Raw genomic sequence first — 22,734 nt, forward strand, 5'->3', positions numbered from 1 at the left:
GGGTCGAGTCGGATGGGAACGACTTTGGGAAGGTTGGTTTCGGCTGCAAACCCTGATAGACGGCTATTTGCTGGCTAAATCAGTTGATTTGGAGATCTGATCAAGAGACAGGTGCAGCCCCCGGGGGCTTCCCTGAACAAAACCGCGTGGTCATGCAAGGCCATATGCAAACCGAAGCCACAGTGCCTCAGAGCGTCGCAGGGGCGCCGCTTGCGGGCTCTCAGCCGCCCGCGCCCGCAGAACGGGCACCCGCCGCCCAAGCGAGTTGGGCGACGTTCGCCCGTTGCCGAAAAAGGCGCTACACTGACAATGGCACGGCGGGAAAAACCGGCCTTTGGAGGCGAAAAGCGCGTCAGGGGTTTTGAGTTCGGCGGTGAACGGACATTGGAAAAAACGGGGTGTAACTGACTGAGGGCATTAGGAAAATCGGCGTTCGGTAATCAACTTCGCAATGGAATGCGTTGTTGCGGATAATAATGCCCTTAGCATGGGGAGTCTGTTTGGTCCCGAAGGCGCTAAACATTTTGAAGGCGCAGGTTCACTGGCTCAAAAAATGGCTCAAGCTGGGGCAACATCCGAAGAAATCAACGCAGCCTTAACTCACTACCTCAAAGGACAAGTCCCTGAGGGTCAAGACCCAGCAAAAGGTCTGATTATTGCGTGGGGGAACTTCTTTGGTGTTCCGTTGGATGTCGTGTTATCAAATGAGCAGATGACGCCACAGAAAGCGGCGGAAATTGTTGCCAGAGGGATACCTACCAGTGAAGCGAAGCTGATACAGTTTGCGGCAGCAAAAGCGTTTTTGTCTTTAAGTAAGTATCAGTCGACAGAAGTCATTGAGGGGAAAGGAAGTTCTCTAGCTGATAAAAATATTGCTGGAAATAAGACGACAACTCATTCTGAAAAATTAGAGTGGAATTCATGGCAACATTATCAAAAAACTACTGTTGATGGACGACAATACGCCAAAATTGGTGATCGTCTTTACTCACAACATGCTGTGGATAGAATGCAACCTTCTGGTCTTGGTTCACCAGCAGGAACAACCGGACCTGGTAGAAATGTGACGCCCAACATTGTAGATCATGTAATTAAAACTGGTACTCCACAAAACAGTGTTGTTAATGGTGTTACCCGGACAACATATTGGAATGGTGATGTTGGTGTCGTGACTGAAAAAAATGGTAATGTAATTATTACGATCCTTCGTAGGAGTGTGAAATGAATGATTGGATCTACCCTGAAGTAATTGAGTGTCTGAAAGAAGCTTGTAGGAGCTTTCTTGAAGGAAAGATAACAATACAGGATATTCAGTCAGAGATTTATAAAGCAGAAAATCAAATAGTTGCACTTGAAGAAAAGTGGCTTCGCACAATTTTATTTGATGCAGAGAATGAGATAGAGCTATTGATCTATACAGTCGATGAAAAAAGGCTAGATGAATCAGTAACATCTATAATCAAAAATATTTTAACCAATATAGGATAATTTCAAGTAATTTCCTGCCTCTTGAACGGATATCTAGTTTAAGAGGCAAGATTTCTTCTGAGATTGTTTGAACGACTGTTTCACTTTATCACCTTCAACATCAAACCACGGGGATAGCATTCAGTCTAGTTAATAGCCATATCGGGATTTACCGGTTTAATACTCAGTCCTTTTAGCTATACCAGTACCTAATCCAGTGACAGCAAATAATGGGTTAGTTTATAAATCAAACAGTAAACACACTCTGGGAGGAAATGGAAATAGACGGGGTCTGACGCTCAGTGGAACTAAAACTCACGTTAAGGGATTGTGATTGAGAAAAGTTAAAGGATCCCGCAAGGATCCTTTGAAATGAGTTAAGGCTGCTCTCTCATTGCCATAATAAAATCAAGTATCTCAACGGCTGTTGGCATGTTAACCTTATATTGTGACTTCATCCATTTTTATTACTTTTTCTTTCTTGGCTACTCTTGTAATTCCTAAATTATCTGGAATAAGTATACCATCTTGAGTTACAAGTAATTCTGTTCCAACTCTTTTCGTTGCAGCAGAATAATTCAATGAGTATGTATAGCAATTACAATTATTATATAGCTCATTAATTTCTGGAGCATTATCATAAGTTAAAAGCCATGGATGATTTAGTCTGAAAATTACATCAGACACTTTTTTATGATCTTCAACATTATAAAAGTTAGTATAGAGCAATGAACCTTTGTCAAAGTAAGGGGGATCAATACAAAACATTGATTTTTTTGGCATGCTTGTGTCAATTTCATTCATAAAATCGATAGCATCTTTATTATATAAATGAATTCTATGCTTGTACTTTTCTATTCTTTTAATCCTATCTATTAACCCTTTTTTATTGAATCTACAATCTAAGGGGTACTTACTTTTCTGTTCTAATCCGCCGATGACTCCAGCTTTTAAAATGATTCCTGAACGATTGGTTCGGTTCAGAAAAAATGAAGAAAATCCCAACTCAAAATCATTGTAGTTATCTTTATTATTTTGTACCTCCCTCTGTTTGTGCCATTCTTCTATAGTAATCGACGTTACCATTATTTTATCAATGAACTGTTCAGTATTATTAAGTATACTATGCCAGAATGACCAAACTGATCGGTCAAGATCATTTAAGTGTATTTCATGTATATATTGTTTAAATAATAATGACAAAGCCAGACCGCCCCCTCCCGCGTAGGGTTCTGCATAGTGCCCCCCAGTAAGGTTGTTTGAGCAAATTATAGCCGAAATCATATCTTGGATTGCGGCTTTCCCTCCTGGATATCGTAGTGGTGACGGAGTTGCTGACATGGTCTTTCCCTGTGAAAATAGATTCATACCAATTTATTGTAGAACAGTTGATTACTTATGGCCAGAGCTACCGTTGAATATTTTATTCAACATAAACAATAAAATATGTGAAATGTTATCCCAGTGAACTTTCAACGCCGTTGGATCCGGGTAGAAACCAGCATGGGCATTTGCCCCTAGGGTTTTTGGAGATAATGGATTGGTAGTATCAGTCTTAACCCTTTTTAGGGCCTCCAGTGCTTTCTTTTCATTTTTAGTGAGACTACTTTTATCTTCTTCTATCTTATTTATTATTTTTTCCATAACGACATGTTCAGCCATCCCTTCAGGATAGTTTCCATAAATCTTTTCATATGTTAATGAATATATATTTTCCAGAAAAGTTCTGCATACAACCGAAGATGCCAAAGTGTATTCTGAGCATTCAAGTGCCCTAAGTTCATCAAATACCCTTTTTAATATAGGGTCAGGGATATTTACCTTAAAGTCAGAAGGTATAATGTATTTTCTGTTATTGGGGCTTTGGTTATTTTTTGCCTTTTTGTTTGTAGTGCTTTCCTTGCTAGAATTCTTGCTATTCTCCGTGCTAAAAAGGAAAGATGGTTCATAGTGTCCTTTGGGGGAAACACCTTCCGACCTTAGTTGTTTTGCATAATTTTCCCAGTCTTCTTTCTTTGATCTTGATGTGACATTACTTTCACTGTTAATTAAATCATTGATGAATCTTTCAAGAACTTTATCAAATTCATCTCTGGAGACATCAATCATCACATTGGGTTCTGAACGCCCTGTCTTAATTCCCATGGTTGACCTGAATATAGGATTACCTAAGAATCTCGATGCAGTTGTCAGAATACCATCTCGCTTTTGCTTCGAAATATACCCTTTAGCTTCAGCATAATCTAATAATTTTAACGCTAATGTATTATCAGATGAGCCGAAGTGTCTTGTTTTTTGAGTTGCATTCCAGGTAAGAAGCCCCGCACCATCTTGTTCTCCATTATGACGCAATTCAATCCATTTATTTGCATCCTCTCTATTTGGAAACAAAACGCATTCAACTGTGTCAGGAATGATATCGCTATCATCAGATAGTTTTCTGAAATAAGACCTCTCATTTTCTGGACATAAATCAGGATCATTAAGCAGGGTTAATGCACAAACCCTCCGATTTCCCTCAAGGGCAATAAAGTGTCCATTTTCGTTCTCCATCACTGCTAGTGATTCCAACGGGCTTGTTCCGTTCTCAGCTATACTTTTAGCTAATGACTTCACTTTTTCATTTTGAATCAAATAGTTAATTATTTCCATTCGATTATTAATGGGGTCATGCCGAGGATTTTTGCTGTCTAAATATAAATCTAAAACATTAACTGAAATACGCTTCATGTAACCCTCCATAGTAAAAAAATTATTATTTACTCTCTAATATTTTATACACTGTAGAACGTGCAACATTCATCTTTCGCGAAATTTCTGTAACGCCAATACCCTGACTACGTAAGATTTGCACTTGTTCCCTGTTGACCGTTCTTTTCCGCCCAAATTTGATACCTTTTACTTTGGCTTCAAGACGGCCTTCATTTGTTCTTTCAAGTATACGTTGTCGTTCAGCCTGAGCTACAGCAGACAAAATAGTAACGACCATTTTGCCCATATCGCCTTCAGTTCCAATACCATCGTCAAGAAACTTAATAGCTACCCCCATCTCATCGAATTCCTTGATCAGATGAATCATATCAGCGGTATCACGACCAAGCCTATCCAGTTTTTTAACCAAAATGGTATCGCCTTCCTCCACCTTCATACGCAAGAGTTCGAGACCCTTTCTGTAGGTATGACTGCCGGATGCCTTGTCACTAAATATTCGGTTCGATTTTACCCCGGCTTCTTTAAGCGCCTTGATCTGAATGTCGAGAGACTGCTGGCTGGTTGAGACCCGCGCATAACCAAAAAGTCGCATAAGAATGTCTCCAATATCGAAAACCAGACAATTACTGTCCAGTATGCCAAAATAACGATTTAATGGACAGCTAAAATGGACTCTTTTATGATGTCTGATAATTTATAACATTTCGGACGGTTGCGAAATTGTAAAAAATACTAGTCCGGCAGGGAGGCTGATATGCCCGTCGATTTTCTGCCCATTGAGCAGGCTGAGAGCTATGGCAGGTTCACCGGTGAACCGGATGAACTTCAACTGGCACGGTATTTTCACCTCGATGAAGCGGATAAAGAATTTATCGGAAAAAGCCGGGGCGATCACAATCGCCTGGGTATTGCCCTGCAAATCGGGTGTGTTCGTTTTCTGGGCACCTTTCTCACTGATATGAATCATATTCCTTCCGGCGTCCGGCATTTTACCGCCAGACAGCTCGGGATTCACGATATCACCGTACTGGCAGAATACGGTCAGAGGGAAAATACTCGTCGTGAGCATGCGGCGCTGATACGCCAGCACTATCAGTATCGTGAATTCACCTGGCCCTGGACTTTTCGCCTTGCCCGCCTTTTATATACCCGGAGCTGGATAAGCAACGAACGTCCCTGTCTGCTTTTCGATCTGGCGACTGGGTGGCTGATACAGCATCGCATTATTCTACCCGGAGTCACCACGCTGACCCGGCTGATTTCAGAGGTAAGGGAAAAGGCGACGCTGCGCCTGTGGGACAAACTGGCACGGATTCCGTCTGCCGGACAGCGTTCACAACTGGAGATGCTGCTGGGGCCAGTTGATGGCAGTCGCCTGTCTCTTCTCGAATCCCTGAAAAAAGGGCCGGTGACCATCAGTGGTCCTGCGTTTAATGAGGCGGTTGAACGCTGGAAAACGCTGACAGATTTTGGTCTGCATGCTGACAACTTAAGTACGCTCCCGGCTGTGCGCCTCAAAAATCTTGCACGTTATGCTGGCATGACTTCGGTGTTCAATATCGCCAGAATGCCGCCGCAGAAAAGGATGGCGGTTCTGGTTGCCTTTGTTCTGACATGGGAAACACTGGCGCTGGATGATGCACTGGACGTTCTGGATGCCATGCTGGCCATTATCATTCGTGACGCCCGTAAAATCGGGCAGAAAAAGCGGCTCCGGTCACTGAAGGATCTGGATAAATCAGCACTGGCGCTCGCCAGTGCCTGCTCATATATTCTGAAAGAAGATACACCGGATGAATCACTCCGCACTGAGGTTTTCAGCCACATCCCCAGACAGAAGCTGGCCGATACCATCGCGCTTGTGCGTGAGATAGCTAGGCCATTAGACGATAACTTTTATGATGAAATGGTGGAGCAGTACGGGCGTGTTCGTCGTTTCCTGCCCCATCTGCTGAATACCGTTAAATTTTCAGCCGCTCCTGCCGGGATTACCACTCTGGATGCCTGTGACTACCTCAGCCGTGAATTCAGCTCACGGCGGCAATTTTTTGACGACGCACCGGCAGGGATCATCAGCCGATCATGGAAAAGGCTTGTTATTAATAAGGAAAAACATATCACCCGCAGGGGGTACACACTCTGCTTTCTCAGTAAACTTCAGGACAGCCTGAGACGGCGGGATGTTTACGTCGCAGGCAGTAACCGGTGGGGGGATCCCCGTGCAAAGTTACTACAGGGAGCGGACTGGCAGGCAAACCGGATTAAGGTCTATCGTTCACTGGGTCACCCGACAAACCCGCAAGAAGCGATTAAATCGCTGGGTCATCAGTTGGATACCAGCTACAGGCAGGTTGCTGCACGACTCGATGAAAATGATGCGGTTCAGCTTGATGTTTCTGGTCCGAAGCCAAAACTGACAATTTCTCCCCTTGCCAGCCTTGATGAGCCGGATAGTCTGAAACGACTGAGTAAAATGGTCAGCGATCTGCTCCCTCCTGTGGATTTGACGGAATTACTGCTCGAAATTAACGCCCATACCGGATTCGCTGATGAGTTTTTCCATGCCAGCGAAGCCAGCGCCAGAGTTGATGACCTGCCAGTCAGCATCAGCGCCGTACTGATGGCTGAAGCCTGCAATATCGGTCTGGAACCGCTGATCAGATCGAATGTTCCTGCACTGACCCGGCATAGGCTGAACTGGACAAAGGCAAACTATCTGCGCGCTGAAACCATCACCAGCGCGAATGCCAGGCTGGTTGATTTTCAGGCAACACTGCCGCTGGCGCAGATGTGGGGCGGAGGAGAGGTTGCCTCTGCAGATGGTATGCGTTTTGTTACGCCAGTCAGAACAATCAATGCTGGACCGAACCGTAAATACTTTGGCCGTAACAGAGGGATCACCTGGTATAACTTTGTGTCCGATCAGTATTCGGGCTTTCATGGCATCGTTATACCGGGGACGCTGAGAGATTCCATCTTTGTGCTGGAAGGACTTCTGGAACAGGATACCGGGCTGAATCCCACCGAAATTATGACGGATACGGCGGGTGCCAGCGACCTTGTTTTTGGTCTTTTCTGGCTGCTTGGGTATCAGTTTTCCCCGCGTCTGGCAGATGCCGGAGCCTCGGTGTTCTGGAGAATGGACAGGAATGCCGATTACGGTGTGCTCAATGATATTGCCAGAGGGCAGTCGGAGCCCCGAAAAATAGAGCTTCAGTGGGACGAAATGATCCGGACCGCAGGCTCTCTGAAACTGGGCAAAGTACAGGCATCAGTGCTGGTCCGTTCACTATTGAAAAGTGAGCGCCCGTCCGGGCTTGCTCAGGCAATAATTGAAGTAGGGCGAATTAACAAGACGCTGTATCTGCTTAATTATATTGATGATGAGGATTACCGCCGTCGTATTCTGACTCAACTGAACCGGGGAGAAAGCCGTCATGCAGTTGCCAGGGCAATCTGTCACGGTCAGAAAGGTGAAATAAGAAAGCGCTACAGCGACGGTCAGGAAGATCAACTTGGTGCGCTGGGGCTGGTAACTAATGCAGTAGTTTTATGGAACACCATTTATATGCAGGCCGCACTGGATCATCTTCGGGCACAGGGCGAAACACTGAATGATGACGATATAGCACGCCTTTCCCCTCTCTGCTACGGTCATGTAAATATGCTCGGCCATTATTCCTTTACGCTGGCAGAACAGGTAACACAAGGCCATCTGAGACCATTAAAAGAGGCGTCAGAGGCGGAAGATATTGCTTAACGTGAGTTTTAGTTCCACTGAGCGTCAGACCCCTATTATCAGCCCCTCGGCAAAATAAAAAAATCACTATCCACTCTTTCTCTGTTAATATACCATCAGGCGGTCTAAATTCAGCTGATATATATTTATTATTTTTAATATAATTATCCACTTTAAAATGGTATATTTCTCTAACATGGGAAATTATACCGACAAATTTATTATTTTCATCCATAAATGGAAATTTACTACAATAATAATATTTTAATTGTTGATTTTTCCCTGCTGGAGAAATGCCTATTGCTGATATCCGTTTCATGCATTGTAAGATTTTACGGTCATGTTCTTCAAAAAGATGAGCAAGATGATTAACCGATGTAGGTAACTCCCCATCTGTATAACCAATGATATCAAAATTTCTAGGCAATTTATTAACTTTAAAAAAGTTACTGTTGGCGTAAATAAAACGTAATTTTCTATCTTTTACAAACCATATTTCAGGACTTATATTCCACATATTTGTTAGCTGAGGGGTAATTAAAGGTAAATTTTCACATATTGATTGATTCATATAAAACCTTAAAAAATTATTATAAATAACTTTTCAAAATAATAGATCGCTTAGAGGAAACTCAGTCCAATTTTTGCGATCTGATCAATTGCAAAACTAAACAGACTGAGTTATGCCTATCATAGCACTGATACACCGCAATGAACGACACCAGATGAAAAAAATTAGTTATTTTTGGAAATACTATAAATCCATTAACGAAAGTCTTTAAAGAAACTCTCCAAATATGGGATTTAGACTTCCACATCTGATACTATCGTTTTAGCGTACATTTTTTCAGTTCTGAAATGTACTAGTCTTAAAAATTGATTCATTAGTGGATATAAATCATCGTCTTTAGAGATTAAAGATGCTAGAATGTAGCACGCTCGCCCAATGTCCCTTGCTTCAATAATAAGATCCAGGAGATCTGTTTTAATTGTGTTATCATACATATCCATAATGAAAATCCACGTTACGGGTTGTTGTGGTAGATAGGGGCCTTTTGTATATCTACAACCTACTTAAGTTATAGATTCATTATGAATCGTTAGTTTTTTAATTGATTGGCATAAATTTTTGCTAAAACAGCGGATAATCTAAGCCCATCAATTAGCTTATTATCATTCGAATGATTTTCATATATTTTTATTTCTTCAAGTATATTTAATGCAAAATTATTAACGGCGTCAGATTGTATTTGATTATATATAAAACTTGCATCAATGTCGCTTAGAATATAATCATTTTTATTTACTTTTTTTGTTTTCTGAATGACAATTCCCCAGCATATATTTTCAACTCCACTATCCCAACAATCGTCTCTGGAGCAAGTTCTATATAAATCTATTTCTTTATTCGTTACTAAAATTGCTTCTTCACTAAATTTATATCTATTAAATCCAATCTCTGGATTGTATGAAAAATACCCAACTCCGGTGGCAAGACTTAATACAATTATTTTTTTCAAATTATGATCGTTTCTGTCAGTCATTTAAATTACCTATTTGTTTATTAAAAACATATACAAGTATGGGAATGAAAGATTATTTTCTAGATCGGACAGAGGATAAATTTGAATTGGTACATGATTGAAAACTCCATTCAAGTGGTTTTTTTACCACCTTGAGTTCTCACTCTCAAAGGTGGTAACCCAGACGGGAGTGAGAAACCGGCCTGAATGACACCGGCCAACCTATTCGGTTGCCCCGCCTGAGTCACCATAATCGATGCTCTCAGGCTGTGCGCAAAAAAAACACGCATTGGCGTGTTTGCGCCATTCAGGGTAGTTCGGATTCTCACGTCCGGTTACAGATTTTGCTGCAACGGAGGTACCTTACATTGAACGATGATTATCGTCAATAAAAAATTTAATTTCGAGAATGAGTAGTTATTTTTGCTCTTGCCTTAGATATTTTATATATACCCGCTTAACTTGAAGATGCAGGATTCAGAACCTGGAAGTTGTCATTAATACGGCACGACAGGCTCCCGGCAAGTTCCGGTAATATTTCCGTAAAAAAAGCGATGTATTGCCTGCCTGAACAAGGCCGCCGAAGCGAAATAATGGTTATTCCTGACCTGTTCATTCATCACCTTCTACAGCCTTTCTGTCGGGTTCAGATTCGGGCTGTACGGCGGTAAATAATGAAGGTCGATATTCATCACATAATCCCAGTCTTTTACCAGCCCACGCCGGTGGTAACCGGCTCCGTCAAGGATAATATGAACCTTCTGACTGACCGGACAGGTCTCACGGATGGCAATAAAGAACTCGGCGATGTGATAACTGTCGATACGGTCATACTCACGTACTACCGTTTTGCTGATATCGGCCAGATTCAGGGCACCCATAAGGTTCAGACGGGTACGACAAGACGGATAATAGCCTGTGTGGTGGGCAGAAGATTCGCGGTCAGATAGCGATAAGTTCCTGAGTCTGTATTTCGCTGAGATGGCTCTGAGAGCCGCCATTGTCGGGCTTGAGTTTGCGGTGATTAAGGTAATCACTGATATGACGATTAATGGTCGTTTCATGAAGACGCAGAGCCTGAACGATCATCGCTAAACTCCAGCCCTCAGCTGCTTTGATGCAATCACACGCTCTCTCAATCACGGCAAGCGTGATAGAGGTGTTCAAGTTCGGCTTTTTGTTCATCGGTAATGAATATTTTTATGACTGATACCATGAACCTCATTTGGGGGAAAATCAAGCAGTTTCAATGAGCACGGTATATCTAATTCTGAAAATATATTTCATAACGCATAACGGCAGTTTATAAGAAGGTGATTTATGAGTCTGATATTAAATAAAACGAATTAGAGATATTGCTGCATTTTCACATTGCTCATATCCGATTATTGAATATGAGGCAATATGCACGGTGTATTTTGAAGAAATGTATCCGCCCGATGCGCAAGCGCAAGATATTTGTCACAGTTGCATAACTGCTGACGATTAATAGTACTAATTGCCAGTGAGATTAATGTTATTGAATAACTATAATAGTTTCTTCTACCAGTAGTCAGGCTTGATTGCTGGTTTCTTATGAGTAGGCACTTTTGTCGGAAACTGATGATCTCTCAGCTCGCTAATAGTCACATAGCGCCTTATCCAGTTAGCATAGTTTTGAAGAGAACCAGGAACACCTCGTTCAATGCCCTCCCTGTGTGGCAAAACGATTCCAATCGTTAGCTCAGGAAAATCTTCTTTAATTGCGCGTAATGCGGGGGTCATATCCGTATCAGCCGAAACCAATACAATCTGCGTGATACGTTCTTCTTCGGGAAGAAAAGTTTGCTTTACAGCCAAGCGGTACATACTTATTGCTAAATGAACGTCAGTTTCTTTTTCTTCAAGATCCCATATATCGACTTTATCCTGCCTAGACGCAGGAATATCTTTACTTATGTAACGAGGAGCTAATCCGTGCTCAAGCCTGTGACGTCCAAAAAAAACATTTACGCCTTTTGCCTTAAGCGCCCTAATATAAGTATCCTGAGCTTGTTTGGAAAAGATCCCGTGTGTAGCTAGATCAGGTTTAACAGGGGCAGTGAAATAGTTTACAGCCACTGGCTTACTCTGGGGATTTTGTATATGTACAATACAAGAAAGCAGCCCAGGAAGATCGAGCCACTTGTACTCCGTTCCAGCCAACAAGCCGTAATATAAATTGTAACCATCGACAAAAAACGTTGTACGCACGAAACTTTTCCCTAGATACGAAAAAACCGGCCGTGCGCCGGTTTTTTCACCCCAACAGCCATTGAACTTAATCTATGCGTACAGGGTTGAGTTATGCTTATATAATACTACATTTAACATAATCGTCAATATGTATTTTAACGTGCCGCTATGCCGTCTAAGAAAATCCAACGTTCATCCAAATCTAGCCAAGCATCAGGGATTATTCTCCCATTACGCCTAAACTCTGGTTCAACCCACAAAATATAATCCTCACCAGACTTCCGGATATATAACGTATGGGTAAATTCCATTCCATATAACTCAGATACAATGTTAGCCTTGATTAAATTCCAAGCCATTATTCGTTGCGCTCGAAGACTGTCACAAGAACACGCTTCTTGTTATCGTCGTTGATTACCATCAGGTATTTAAACTTGGAATCGCGGTGGCCCCAGACTTCCACGTTATCGACGCGACCATACTTTCTGGCTTTATGGCGAGCCACCCTCTCATCAAAGGGCTGGACCTGTAGCTCTGGGTGCTGGAGGCGGCCAACGAGTGAAGCCCACGGCTTTTTGGGGTCTCCAGACGTTATCCTAGCCTGATACTGATCGATAGCATGTTGCGTCACCAAAACGGGGCCTATGGCCGGTGTCGAGATTTCGTCATGGGTCTGGGTATAAGCCTGCTTGTCCACATCGAGGAGCTCAACATTGCCCTCCTTTGGCTCATCCATGAACTCGATGCTCTGCGAAACCTCAATGGCAGCCCCTTTCAAACGACCGGTCAAGCAAGCCGCAAATTTGAAAGCAAATTTCTTGCTGGATTTGCCTAGCGCCAGCTTTTTGATTGCCCCCTTAGATACCACCAGCTTGTAACCAGAACCAGCACCAAGTTCGCGGCAAAACACTTGCTTATCCAGTGCCAGATAGCGAATGGCTACGAGCTCAGCCAAGAGATCGGCCTCTTCATGGTCAAAATCAATACGGACATCGAGGATGCCTTTTCGTTTTGTGCCAACGCGCCAAAACACAAGAGCTGAGTTGTTTGAGGTTTTTTTCGAGACGGTAGTCAGTGTCATCATGATAAATATCTCCATTGCCGGGATAGTGGTCGGCATCGCCGCCAGCACCCCTATTTGTTAGGGTTCATTTAGATGCTATCACGGGATTTCAAAATGCAACCCCTGGTGACAGTCTATTTGTCATCCTATGAGCGGTTATAGGCCCGAGCCAAGCGTTTCTCTATCACTTCTGAAAGGCTGCAATCATCAACCTCTGATAACCGCTTCAAGATGCTGTGAGCTTTATCGCTGATGGTAATGCTCTTCCCTGCCCCCGCACCCCGTCTACGGCTCTGCCGGATAGACGTCGCCAGCTTGGTCTTCTGGTCGCTGGTAAGGTACTTACCTACCCACAAGGAAATAGACTGCCCATCCTTGCTGAGTTCGTTTAACTTCTCAATGGCCTCCGCCTTGAGTTCACGAGGAGTATCAAACCAGAACTTTGGGCGGGAAACAGAACGAAGAAGGTAGACGCTGGCTACGGTCGCGTCCTCATCAGATATTTTCATGGTGTCACCATTATCGTTACATGTCACGTTCAGCAAGTGTGACATGTAACGCATATAAACGCTAGGCATAAAAAAAGCCAGCTATTGCTGGCCCTTTGGTTCATGTTCGCGGTTATTACTTAGGCGTTTTGATGCTTTTTTTCTTTCTGTCTCTCATGGTAGAGATACAGACTGCCGCCGGTGACGACAGTGAAAAATATGAGCAATCCCAACATACCTAATGTGAAAGCGTCCATTTGCCCCCCTTAGGAATTGCTGACCTTGGTTAAGATTATACCATAGATCCACAGGATAACCCCAATGACCAACACCAAACCGGCTTCTTTGACGGTAATGGTGTCCCCAGATACAGCCAATCCCACAATACCGACACCGATGGCTGTTACAGCGACCTTACGCAGGTCTTCACCGATAGCTCCCAGGGTCTTCTTGTCAGGAGAGAAAAGACGCACAAACCACGCCTTAATACGCAAAAACTTTTTCATGATTACCTCCATAGTTGAGAGGAGGCGAATCATGCCCGAGAGGGCATGAACACCCCCTCAGGGTTAAAGTTTTAAGCAGACAAAGCTGTTGGCTTCGCCTTGTTCATCTTCATTGAGTTAATGATCTTGTCGCTTCATCAGCAAACGGGCCAGTAACTTGGATAGGCTCCCTTCTTGCGAAGGAGGCTGTCACCATCATTCTCTGGCCGTGCATCAGATGACGATACCGAGATCGCATAAGCTCAACGTAGGCCGCAGAGTCCCCCTCCCACCCCTCAGGGGGAGAGAAGGGGCATACCGCGTCGTTACCAGGCGTTGTATCTACCTTCGAGACATCAATGACGGCCATACTCAGCTCTCCTTCTCGCAATGAAATCGCGCAGGTAGCGAGCATTCGGGAAACCGAGGCTTCCCTGACTCATCAGGACATCGTTCCAGTCAATCCCTTTCGCTCTGGGCGGGATAGGGAGTTTAGGCAGCAGGACGTACACACGAATGCCGCGCTTCTCCAGCTTGGCTTTCAGCACGTTCGCTGACTTCTCACCAGTCACAGACTTATCTTTGTCAGCCCAGATCAGTACGGTGTGAACACCTTCTGGAACCTCGAAGGACTCCATCAGGGTCGCATTGACCGTAGACCAAACCGGGATTTGAGTAACCCGATAAGCGGACAGAGCTGTTTCCAGCCCTTCTGCAACACCCAAGATACCCTCTGTCGGTTCACCGAGACGGATGGCCGCGCCATTGACATCCAAACCGTCCGGAATGGGCATCATCTTCTTGGCGTTGCCGACCTTGGCTTTCTTACCGTTTTGGGTTAGATAGGTGCGGTGGAGCGTTACCAGGTTGCCTTCCACATCTCGGATAGCGCAGACGATAGCCGGGAATTTCCCAACTTCATTGCCATCTTCGTCGTAGTAAGCCATAGCCGGATTGAACCGCAGGCAGTCTGTTTTTTCTACTTCATCCACCTTGAACAGAAGCTCGCGGTTTTTGAAGTACAGACGCATTGGCTCAGTCACATGACTGGAGAACAGCACACACTCGTTCCATACCTTCTCGATTTTCTCACGGAGACGAGCACTGTAAACGCGTTCGCGCTGCATTCTCTTCTCCATTTCCTCTTGAAGTTCAAGCAGCCAAGGCTTGGATTGTTCACGAAACATCGGAACAACTTTCGGCTTGTTTTCGCTGCTTTGCTCTTCCGGCTGTGTGACCGCAGCTTGAGCTTGCGGTACCGGTGCCTCTACCGAGCGGTTGACCACAGGGGCCGACGCGACATGGTGAATCACCGGCTCAACACCACCGTTAGAACGTGCGCGGAACTGCGTTACCGTAGCGCCACGACGTTCCACCAGCCAAGTGTTGCGATGCGTTTGAATAGGTTGCTCTCTCACAACATTCCCCAGCTCGTCTTTAACTTCAACGACGACAGTTACAGGCTCGCGCCCGAGGTTTGTCATGACGATCTCATCCCCATATTTGGCTTCGCTTTCACCAATGGCTCTTTCAAGATCCACGCCCCAAATGGTGCGTTCCAAGCCGCTCTTGTCACGGATGAAAGCAAAGTAGCTGAGCTCATTGTCTTCGTTATGCTCGTAGGGAGCTTTACCGTGGGCAATCAGAGTACCGGCAATGGTTTTTTTGCGATTCTTGGAATCGAGAACCTTGTTATTCACCTTCATAGGCTCTTGCTGAACAGGCGCTTTGGCCTGGGCAGGAGCTCGTGTAGGTGCAGCGGATTGTTGATACTGGGGTTGCTCTTTCTCAACTCCCAGATAATCACCAACCTCGCTCAGGCACTGCTTAAAATCCCAATTATTGAGCCACATCAGCAGCTCAAAACCGTCATGATTAGCACCGCATGTATTGCATACGCCGCCACCAGTCAGGTGGGCATCTTTGAACAGTCGGAAGCCATCTTTCCCGCCGTGGATAGGGCAAGAAACATGACGACCAGGTTTACGGAGAGCTGGTTCAAGATGGGGCGCTAGGGCCGCCAGGATGAATAGCCAGTTTCCGTTAGCCGCTTCACGAACGGTGTCAGCTTTGTAGTAAGACATAGGTTTTCTCCTTAGCGTGAACCCCAGCATCGAGGCTTCCTTAAACCCCCGTCGCCAGGGTTTTAAGGAAACCCCGACACCGGGAGAATGTGCCAAGGAGGCTCCCCAGCCGGGGAGAACTCCCCGGCGAGGGGTTTAAAAAGGTCGCCCCCGAATCGGAGGCGAATTTTGTGAATATCACAAGCACAAATGGGTGCCCTCTTCCGAGGCCATCATGATTGTGACATCTGCGGTTACAGGATCTGACTTAATCACAACCTCAGTGGGTTTGAAAAAGCCATCTACAGTGGGCATGGGGTAATAAAGACGAATCTTTCCCCAGTTCTTGTTGTCGGTAAAAGCGACCTTTGTTTGAGCAACACAAAGCTGCAAAAACATGAGAAGGAAGTCTTCTACTGAGTGTTTACCATCTGCACCAAATACACCATCGACAATTGCCGGGGTCACTGCCACATTCGTGAGGAAACCAGCTTGCTTACCGATGGAAGATTGGTCCACCAGCAGTCCATCATTGATGGCTTGTTGACGGATTTGGGCGATGTCCAATTTAGCTACTTGGTTCATAAGGTGTACTCCAAAGTTAATGGGTACACCAACCCCGTGCGGGGAAGTGTACCCGCATGGGTTATTGAAAGGTCACGGCCAAAGCCGAGCTTTAAGGTTCCTAGTTTTACGCTGGCAAAATTCGCCAAAGAACGGTCGGAGGAAACGAGTCAGCGACACGCTTCACATTCGCGTAAAGAGTGTCATTAAAGACACGCTCCAAGCGACGACCACCTTGACGGTAAACCAACTTAAAATTTTGGAATTTGCTATTCATGGATACCTCCAGAAATAACGGGAGGTATCTCCAGCAGGAGATAAACTCCCGCAGGGATTAGTAAATTAACGTTAATTTGCTGTTTGTTTTTGGCGACCAGCTATCGCACGTTTTCGCTCTCCGAAGAGAACAAAATCTGCTTACTGATGGCTTTACCATGAGTAAGAAGACTTGGAAAGTAAAGCAGGGGTTTCCCCCTGCCTTGGTTATGCCGCTTTGAGGTGGCGAGAGAAAAAGTCCCTGGTTTGCTGGATAGCTCCCCGGAGAAGTTCTCGTCTGTAACCAGCGTAGCTCTTGTCATCATTGGCAACGGTCAAACCGTGCAGACTATCTTCACCCAGAACAATCTCGTTTTCACGAGAGAGCACCTCAACTCGTAGGCCAAGCACTCGCTCTTTCCCTTCCAGAATGGAGCAAATTGTTTGGTCTCGTACTTCGTCATCCCAGTGGCCTATATCGAAATCCCGCTCAGGGAGTTCAGTCACACGCACCAGGTAGTTTTCAGTGGTCCGTTCCCAAACCACCTCTTCTTCGCATGGAGATGCCTCTATCAGCGAGTATCCGTCGGATTCGAGCTTCTTGGAAATGCTTTTCACATCATCCGCCAGCTCCAACACGAAACGATCCCAGATGTCTTGCCAACGCTCGATCATATTCTGGTTAATCCCTTCAATGCCGGTGCCCAGCATGGTGTCATCATCAGGGAAGATCCCTGTGAAGTCCACGTTGTCGTCGATGTTCATGCAGTTCCAGTGGCTGTAGTGATGCCCATAACTGTTCCGGGTAATGGACAAGTCACAGGAGCCATACTCTCGGAGGACAGAAAGCATATTCTCAATGTCTTTCTGTGCCATCAGGTTCTTCACGCGACTGACAGCATCTACTTGGCAGAGCTCAGTGCTGAATAGGCGCTTCATGAGTGCTTTGACGTCATCAACGCCCAAGCCTCCATAGAATGCCATTCCATCACCCTGGCAGTACCCGAGACTGTACTCAATCGTCAGATCATCCGGGTATCCGCATTTAACCAGTTCGTTTTGAAAATGCTGTTTAATCATTGGTATCTCCTTAGTTTCAGAGGGAGACACCACCCCCTCAGGGACTGATGTCCCCCGTGGGGTTTGTATTTACGAAACGTCGTCAAGAGGCTCGTCTAAGTTATTGATGCTAGATTCACAGGCAGGGCAATAAATAGCACCAATGTACTCTGGCGTATTCGGCGCCGCGCTTTCGTTTTCCAGAAGTGCTTCATGATAAAAGCAAACTGGGCACTTGATCGTCTTAGACATCTATTTCTCCTTAAACAGCTCATCTTTGATGGCAGAAAAATCGACTGGAGACTGCTCTCCGTAGGTCTCATTTACGCCACCAGCATCATCAACACTGACAAAGACAGTACGGAGTAATCCGTTAGGCTTTGTAGGGTAAACGATACTGACATGCTGACCTTTGTACTGTTCAGACAAAGCGCTTTGAAGCTCATCAACCGAACTGAATTTCTGGTCGCGGCCAAAGTCCTTGATCTTGATGTCGCCAGGTTGTGGATTAGTCATCGTTACCCCCTGCCAGCAGTTTATCTACTGAATGGCCCAGTCCGTCACCAAACCATTTGTCCAGAGCGTCGATTTATGGGAAGTCCGATTTTACCTGAGCAACAACACGTTCCATTTTGCTGAGAGCATCCTGGAACTCAATGCCATTACCTGCGGCCACCTCAAGTTTGCACTTGATGTAAGCGGAGTAGGTATCACAGGCCTTAACCAGTGATTGTTCATAGCCACCGGGAGCAAAGGCTATGGCGACTGCATCCTGGAGTTCTTCGGGAAGAGTCTGGATGAGTTTGTCCTCTGAGGCCTTTTCCAGTCGTTCAAACTCACGCTGCAAAACAGCATTTGCTTTCTTGACTGGCGTTACGACATCCGAACAGAGAACCTCGGCTGCATCATGCAAAGAAGCATGAGCAAGCATGATTGCCAGATCCACAGACTTCCCTTGCTGAATAGCGATATTGCCAGCCAGGTAGGAAAGTAAGGTAACAACAGCGCTGTGTTCCAACACAGACTCCGGTTGAACAGAGTGCATCAGTGACCAGCGTTTGATCAGGCGTTGGCGCAAGGCCAGAGCTAAAAAGCCGAAATTTGAATTAGACATAGTGCCTCCAAAATTGGTTGGAGGTACACCAAAGCCGACCGGGCCTTGGTGTACCCGGTTGAGTTACTTAGTTATCTCGGGTCAAGCTGCTTAGCTATAGCGAGTAAAAACGGATGGAATGGATGATCTTGCGGGACACCACCAACAAGCTCACGGGCTAAACCGACAGAGTTGGTAGCAAACACCTCTTTGACGGCCAAAATGATTTCATTGTTGATTTCACCTTGGGTCTTTCGTTGTTTTTCTACCAGCCGACTTAACTTTTCTAGGCTCATGCTTCTCTCCTTTGGTTATGGGAGAGAACCCAGGAGGGGTTGCCTCCCGAGGGGTTAGGTTATTGCTGTTTTGGGCCAGCTACCGTTATAGCCAGCAAGCGCTGACAATGAGGAAAGAGTATGACAGCCACCTAAAAGGGTAAAACGCTGTAATTGCCCTTTTGGGGTGCAAAAGAAAAAGCCCTCCCGAAGGAGGGCTTTTTTATGCGGCCAAGGACAAGCCTTGCTGTCCTCTTTGCAACTCTGTGTCGTCGCGGCGATGTAAGCGTTGAACAGCTTTGATCATCGTTCTGACATGTCGCTCCAAAGAGGCTGGATGACGTTTTGACAGTAGGTTGATCCAGTCGAGGTAGATAGCCAGAGCGGAACCTTCGGTTAGGGCTGCCTGTATCTCCTCATACTGCCCAACGGCATCCCGGACCACATCTGGCACCCAAGGTGCGTCAGTGTTATCTAGGAGCTCGCAGAGAGCCGTATAGGCTTTTCTTTTGGTTGCGGCCATGTAACGACGGATTTCACCAGATCTTTGTACTTGGCATCGCTAAGCACTTTGACATCCTTGCGTTGTTGGATTCCTTCCATCGTCTGTAGCCCTGTAAGGCCCATCTGGTGGTAGGTTTGACCTCTTTGCATCATGCGGTGATACAAAGCGCCTTTTCCTTTCGCAAGCTGGATGGCTCCGAACCGAAGGTAGAACTGCGCTGCACTGCCGGGCGTATAATGTCCCTTTAGCACAGACTCCCTTAGTCGCGGGTATTCGTTCCAGATGATGAACGCAGCAGAGTCGGGATCGACCTTCACCTCATCATCTTCTGCGAAACAAACCACCCTTCTCTTTCCGTCTGCGGTATTGATCACTTTCGCTGCCAACGAGTCATCCCCGCCGTCAAAGTAAGCCATTTCCGCTAACGGGTCGGCCAAGCCATCAGAAAGCGAACCATCACCCCAGCGTCCAACCTTCAACCACAATGGCTTCGGAATTGGTGACTGAGGAACGGTTTCACACTGCGGCTCGTCTTCCAGCAAATCCAGATCACCCATCGACCAAACCCTGTGGTAAATCTCCAGGGCATGGAAAGGCTTATCATTGAAATGATGGAAGGCCCACATGAAGTCGATATGGACTAAAGCCTCTTCCGATATGATCCGGAATTGTGGCTCTGCCATTCGACGGTTCCAGTCGTTATCCTCTGCTTGCCCAGTAGCCAGCTTGTAAGCCAGCTCATCAGCTCTCTTTTGCTCCATGTAGTCCATACTGCAACAGACATGAAGCAATCGCTCAAGGAAAACAGGACTGTAAACGTCCGGCTGTATTTTGATGTATCCACCCTCGTAAATCGTTCGACCTACGGGATGGCGGTCTTCCCATGCGTACCGGCGTTTAGCCAAATAGCGCTGGATGCGGTTCAGTCCGGACATGTAGCCATGCCTTTCAGGGTCAGTGGCAAGCAATGTTTCCATTGACTTATCCAACCCAACAGCCTGGCAAGCCCAGCAACCGAAGCGAGCGCCACAGGCGTCACTGGCCTTCTTCTCTGTTGCCGACCACACGCACTCTCCTGTTGCCGCCTTGTAGAGCTCTGCCGTAGTGACATTGCTCTCCAAGTAACTTGGCAGAGGATATGCTGCACCCATACCAGCGGATAGCAAGAACTCCCAGACATCACTCGCCAACCAGTTTTTCACTACATACAGCTCACCACCATCCTTCGTCTTAATGACGCGATCAGAGCTTCCTCGCTGTTTTGCAATGTTGGCTGCACGAATAGTGCTTTCAGCATCACGACTACCCAGCAAAAGGCACACTTTCTGCCGAACCTCCTTGGGAAGCTCTCGTATATAAACTGCCTTCGCTCTTTTGGCAGAAGTGATTTTGAGTTCCTGGCTACACTGACGCGCTGAACTATTGGAAAAAGTTGGAAGTCCTCGCCCCGTAAGGATTCGGCCCGTCCAACTCTGAGTGATCCCCGGCTTTGCCAGAACGATGGTCAGAGGAAGGTTTTCCTTCGCAATGAAACGCTCCAGCTCGGCCAGTTTCTGATCCGCCAGCCACCTTACTTCTGGGCTTTCGATCAGTGTGTCAGTGTGCAAGATGAAGTGGTGTTGGCTGATGGTCGCCCCACTCCTAACTGCCCGGATCAGGGCCATCAGGAACAGATGCAAGACCGTTTCAGAATCTTTACCACTGGAATAGCCGATCATCATGGTCCACCCATCAATCAAGGCCGTGTGAATGGCTTCAACCGATGACGTGATCAACGATGACAAACTGGTTCCCCTACTGGCATCAACGAAGTTCAAATCCTCGTTATCTGTCAGTTCTGACCAAACAGAATCCCACTTATCCCCGCGCAATAGCATCGGGAGTGGTTGTTCTGATGGATCAAAGTTTAATGCTTGTTGCATAGGGCCTCCTGAATTAGCAGGGTGCCCATCCCTTCCGGGAAAGCACCCCGGTAGGGTTAAAATTGAATCTGGCTATCAGACTTTACTAGCTGGTACTCGACATCTGGTTGTCTTCGTATTGCTGCATGGCCTGTTTCACCAGATCAATGTCACCGTCTTACAGCTTTTGAATATCAAGCTGTAGACGAGCCTTGTGTTTCAATAGCTCAGCGACTGCATTATCAATGTGTTCGATGAGCGATTGGTTTTTTTGGATGGTGTAACCGTTGAGCTCACCGATCAGGGGCCATGCAACACTCGAATGAGTGTTGAGCAATGGGTACTCTGCTTCGATCTCACAAACCACACCGTTTGCTCCTTCTCGGTAATGAGGGAACCCGACACGCAGACCGATACGACGATCCAGCGCTGCATTCACAGTACATTCCAAAGAAGTTCGGTTTGAAAAAACATCGTTGACGTTTTTAGACATGCTATATCTCCATTCAGTTTATGACGGAGCCCCCCTAACAGGAGGTGCTCCCGTCAGGGTTGATAATTTGCTGTTTGTTTTTGGCAGCCAGCTACCGCACTTGAGCGCCTAAGGCACTTTCCGAAGCCTCAAGGAAGATCGAGAGGCTTGGGAAAGCGCGGGGTTTCCCCCCTGCGCTGATTACCCCTTCTAAGGGGGCGGTACGCCGATTTCTCGGCGCACTCAGGTTGAACCTACACAGTCAAGAACCAACGCTTCATCGGAACGGTGATCTCTATCAACCCATTTCCACATGGATTCTGGCCCCAGAATCTGTAGGTCGTCTCATAAAAGTCAAACTCAGACAACGACTGAATCTGCGATTCTGAGATCGGCTCAAATGGGCCACCGCAACCAATGTGCATATCGAGCCCATAATCTCGAAGCTCTAATTCTCCGAGGTTCAGCGTTTTTCCACCCACACAAGCAACAAGGTTCTGGTTTCTGACTTCGCCTTCTTTGATCAACAAAGCAGACTCATCGTAGCTCCCATATTGATTGGTAAACTTCACAATATGCCCGTGCTTGGGTAAGGTTTGTTCCGACAACTCTTTCAGCAATCGCTTTACGCTTTGAAATCTTGCGTACAAAGTTGGCGTGAATTGCCCAGAGTAGCTCAAGTTCGGGCAGATCATTTCAAGCATCTCATCAGGTACTGATTCAAGCCCCATTTGCGCTGCCAACGGCTTCGCCTTTTTTAGACCCTCCTCAAGTACCCACTGATCAACAAGTTGTTTTAACGTATTCATTTAACTCTCCACTTATGAGAGAGCAATGCAAGCCGCCTCCGGACTTA

At 45.9% G+C, this 22,734-nt stretch carries 24 protein-coding genes and 1 pseudogene; 3 read left to right on the forward strand and 22 right to left on the reverse strand.

The genetic code is table 11. From position 1 onward, the window contains the following. The first annotated feature begins 451 nt into the window (after positions 1-451). A complete protein-coding gene (locus ACGF49_RS01215; protein WP_387488981.1) occupies positions 452-1,225 on the forward strand; it encodes a hypothetical protein in 774 nt (257 codons plus the stop codon). Continuing rightward, on the forward strand, positions 1,222-1,488 hold the full coding sequence (locus tag ACGF49_RS01220) for a hypothetical protein (protein WP_065824050.1): 267 nt from the start codon (positions 1,222-1,224) through the stop codon (positions 1,486-1,488). Before ACGF49_RS01215 ends, ACGF49_RS01220 begins: the two co-directional genes overlap by 4 nt. A gap of 420 nt (positions 1,489-1,908) precedes the next feature. Here the strand turns inward: ACGF49_RS01220 and ACGF49_RS01225 are convergent, their stop codons facing one another. Genes ACGF49_RS01225 through ACGF49_RS01235 form a run of 3 tightly spaced genes read right to left on the reverse strand, consistent with a single transcriptional unit; the run spans position 1,909 to position 4,771 of the window. After that, on the reverse strand, positions 1,909-2,808 hold the full coding sequence (locus ACGF49_RS01225; RefSeq protein WP_387488984.1) for a DNA adenine methylase: 900 nt from the start codon (positions 2,806-2,808) through the stop codon (positions 1,909-1,911). 51 nt (positions 2,809-2,859) lie between these two features. Next, positions 2,860-4,197: a hypothetical protein gene (locus ACGF49_RS01230; protein WP_387488987.1), complete on the reverse strand. Its 1,338-nt coding sequence runs from the start codon at positions 4,195-4,197 to the stop codon at positions 2,860-2,862. A gap of 25 nt (positions 4,198-4,222) precedes the next feature. Then, entirely contained in the window at positions 4,223-4,771 is a 549-nt protein-coding gene (locus ACGF49_RS01235) for a recombinase family protein (protein ID WP_387488990.1), read from the reverse strand. Positions 4,772-4,933: 162 nt separating this feature from the next. Here ACGF49_RS01235 and ACGF49_RS01240 point away from each other — a divergent pair, with 162 nt between their 5' ends. Next, on the forward strand, positions 4,934-7,939 hold the full coding sequence (locus ACGF49_RS01240) for a Tn3 family transposase (RefSeq protein WP_387488993.1): 3,006 nt from the start codon (positions 4,934-4,936) through the stop codon (positions 7,937-7,939). On the opposite strand, the gene ACGF49_RS01245 is transcribed toward ACGF49_RS01240, so the two are convergent. The 19 genes and pseudogenes from ACGF49_RS01245 to ACGF49_RS01335 form a co-directional block, all read right to left on the reverse strand. Beyond that, positions 7,863-8,489 (reverse strand): PAS domain-containing protein, encoded by a 627-nt coding sequence (locus ACGF49_RS01245; RefSeq protein ID WP_387488995.1) that lies wholly within the window; start codon positions 8,487-8,489, stop codon positions 7,863-7,865. The genes ACGF49_RS01240 and ACGF49_RS01245 overlap by 77 nt on opposite strands. A 529-nt stretch (positions 8,490-9,018) precedes the next feature. Then, a complete protein-coding gene (locus ACGF49_RS01250; protein ID WP_036813207.1) occupies positions 9,019-9,462 on the reverse strand; it encodes a hypothetical protein in 444 nt (147 codons plus the stop codon). Between the two features lie 436 nt (positions 9,463-9,898). Further along, a pseudogene (locus ACGF49_RS01255) lies at positions 9,899-10,645 on the reverse strand (IS630 family transposase). Between the two features lie 338 nt (positions 10,646-10,983). Then, positions 10,984-11,673: an NYN domain-containing protein gene (locus ACGF49_RS01260; protein WP_036813205.1), complete on the reverse strand. Its 690-nt coding sequence runs from the start codon at positions 11,671-11,673 to the stop codon at positions 10,984-10,986. A 340-nt stretch (positions 11,674-12,013) separates the two neighbouring features. Beyond that, on the reverse strand, positions 12,014-12,739 hold the full coding sequence (locus tag ACGF49_RS01265) for a hypothetical protein (RefSeq protein WP_036813257.1): 726 nt from the start codon (positions 12,737-12,739) through the stop codon (positions 12,014-12,016). Positions 12,740-12,864: 125 nt separating this feature from the next. Beyond that, the gene (locus tag ACGF49_RS01270) at positions 12,865-13,296 is read right to left on the reverse strand and encodes a hypothetical protein (RefSeq protein ID WP_082302241.1); all 432 of its coding nucleotides are present in this window, start codon (positions 13,294-13,296) and stop codon (positions 12,865-12,867) included. A gap of 176 nt (positions 13,297-13,472) precedes the next feature. Beyond that, positions 13,473-13,712 (reverse strand): permease, encoded by a 240-nt coding sequence (locus tag ACGF49_RS01275; RefSeq protein ID WP_036813197.1) that lies wholly within the window; start codon positions 13,710-13,712, stop codon positions 13,473-13,475. A gap of 109 nt (positions 13,713-13,821) precedes the next feature. Next, positions 13,822-14,106, reverse strand: a complete 285-nt coding sequence (locus tag ACGF49_RS01280; RefSeq protein ID WP_387489001.1) for a hypothetical protein — start codon at positions 14,104-14,106, stop codon at positions 13,822-13,824. After that, complete coding sequence (locus ACGF49_RS01285) at positions 14,048-15,775, reverse strand: toprim domain-containing protein (RefSeq protein ID WP_387489004.1); 1,728 nt, start codon at positions 15,773-15,775, stop codon at positions 14,048-14,050. Before ACGF49_RS01285 ends, ACGF49_RS01280 begins: the two co-directional genes overlap by 59 nt. 177 nt (positions 15,776-15,952) lie before the next feature. Next, on the reverse strand, positions 15,953-16,339 hold the full coding sequence (locus ACGF49_RS01290) for a hypothetical protein (protein WP_036813193.1): 387 nt from the start codon (positions 16,337-16,339) through the stop codon (positions 15,953-15,955). 462 nt (positions 16,340-16,801) lie between these two features. Continuing rightward, entirely contained in the window at positions 16,802-17,653 is an 852-nt protein-coding gene (locus tag ACGF49_RS01295; RefSeq protein WP_036813191.1) for a hypothetical protein, read from the reverse strand. Positions 17,654-17,722: 69 nt separating this feature from the next. Beyond that, a complete protein-coding gene (locus ACGF49_RS01300; protein WP_387489007.1) occupies positions 17,723-17,884 on the reverse strand; it encodes a hypothetical protein in 162 nt (53 codons plus the stop codon). Then, a complete protein-coding gene (locus ACGF49_RS01305; RefSeq protein WP_036813189.1) occupies positions 17,885-18,148 on the reverse strand; it encodes a hypothetical protein in 264 nt (87 codons plus the stop codon). A gap of 73 nt (positions 18,149-18,221) precedes the next feature. Further along, a complete protein-coding gene (locus ACGF49_RS01310; protein WP_387489010.1) occupies positions 18,222-18,746 on the reverse strand; it encodes a YfbR-like 5'-deoxynucleotidase in 525 nt (174 codons plus the stop codon). Between the two features lie 71 nt (positions 18,747-18,817). Beyond that, positions 18,818-19,021: a hypothetical protein gene (locus tag ACGF49_RS01315; protein WP_036813186.1), complete on the reverse strand. Its 204-nt coding sequence runs from the start codon at positions 19,019-19,021 to the stop codon at positions 18,818-18,820. A gap of 202 nt (positions 19,022-19,223) precedes the next feature. Continuing rightward, positions 19,224-19,454, reverse strand: a complete 231-nt coding sequence (locus ACGF49_RS01320) for a hypothetical protein (RefSeq protein ID WP_387489013.1) — start codon at positions 19,452-19,454, stop codon at positions 19,224-19,226. Between the two features lie 20 nt (positions 19,455-19,474). Continuing rightward, positions 19,475-21,427 carry a phosphoadenosine phosphosulfate reductase gene (locus ACGF49_RS01325; protein ID WP_387489016.1) on the reverse strand — a complete coding sequence of 651 codons (1,953 nt, stop codon included), beginning with the start codon at positions 21,425-21,427 and terminating at the stop codon, positions 19,475-19,477. Between the two features lie 157 nt (positions 21,428-21,584). Further along, positions 21,585-21,899, reverse strand: a complete 315-nt coding sequence (locus ACGF49_RS01330) for a hypothetical protein (protein WP_387489019.1) — start codon at positions 21,897-21,899, stop codon at positions 21,585-21,587. 233 nt (positions 21,900-22,132) lie between these two features. Continuing rightward, entirely contained in the window at positions 22,133-22,687 is a 555-nt protein-coding gene (locus ACGF49_RS01335; protein ID WP_387489022.1) for a hypothetical protein, read from the reverse strand. Positions 22,688-22,734: the final 47 nt, after the last annotated feature.

This window comes from Photorhabdus sp. RM96S, from assembly GCF_042879335.1.
Lineage (GTDB): Bacteria > Pseudomonadota > Gammaproteobacteria > Enterobacterales > Enterobacteriaceae > Photorhabdus > Photorhabdus kayaii.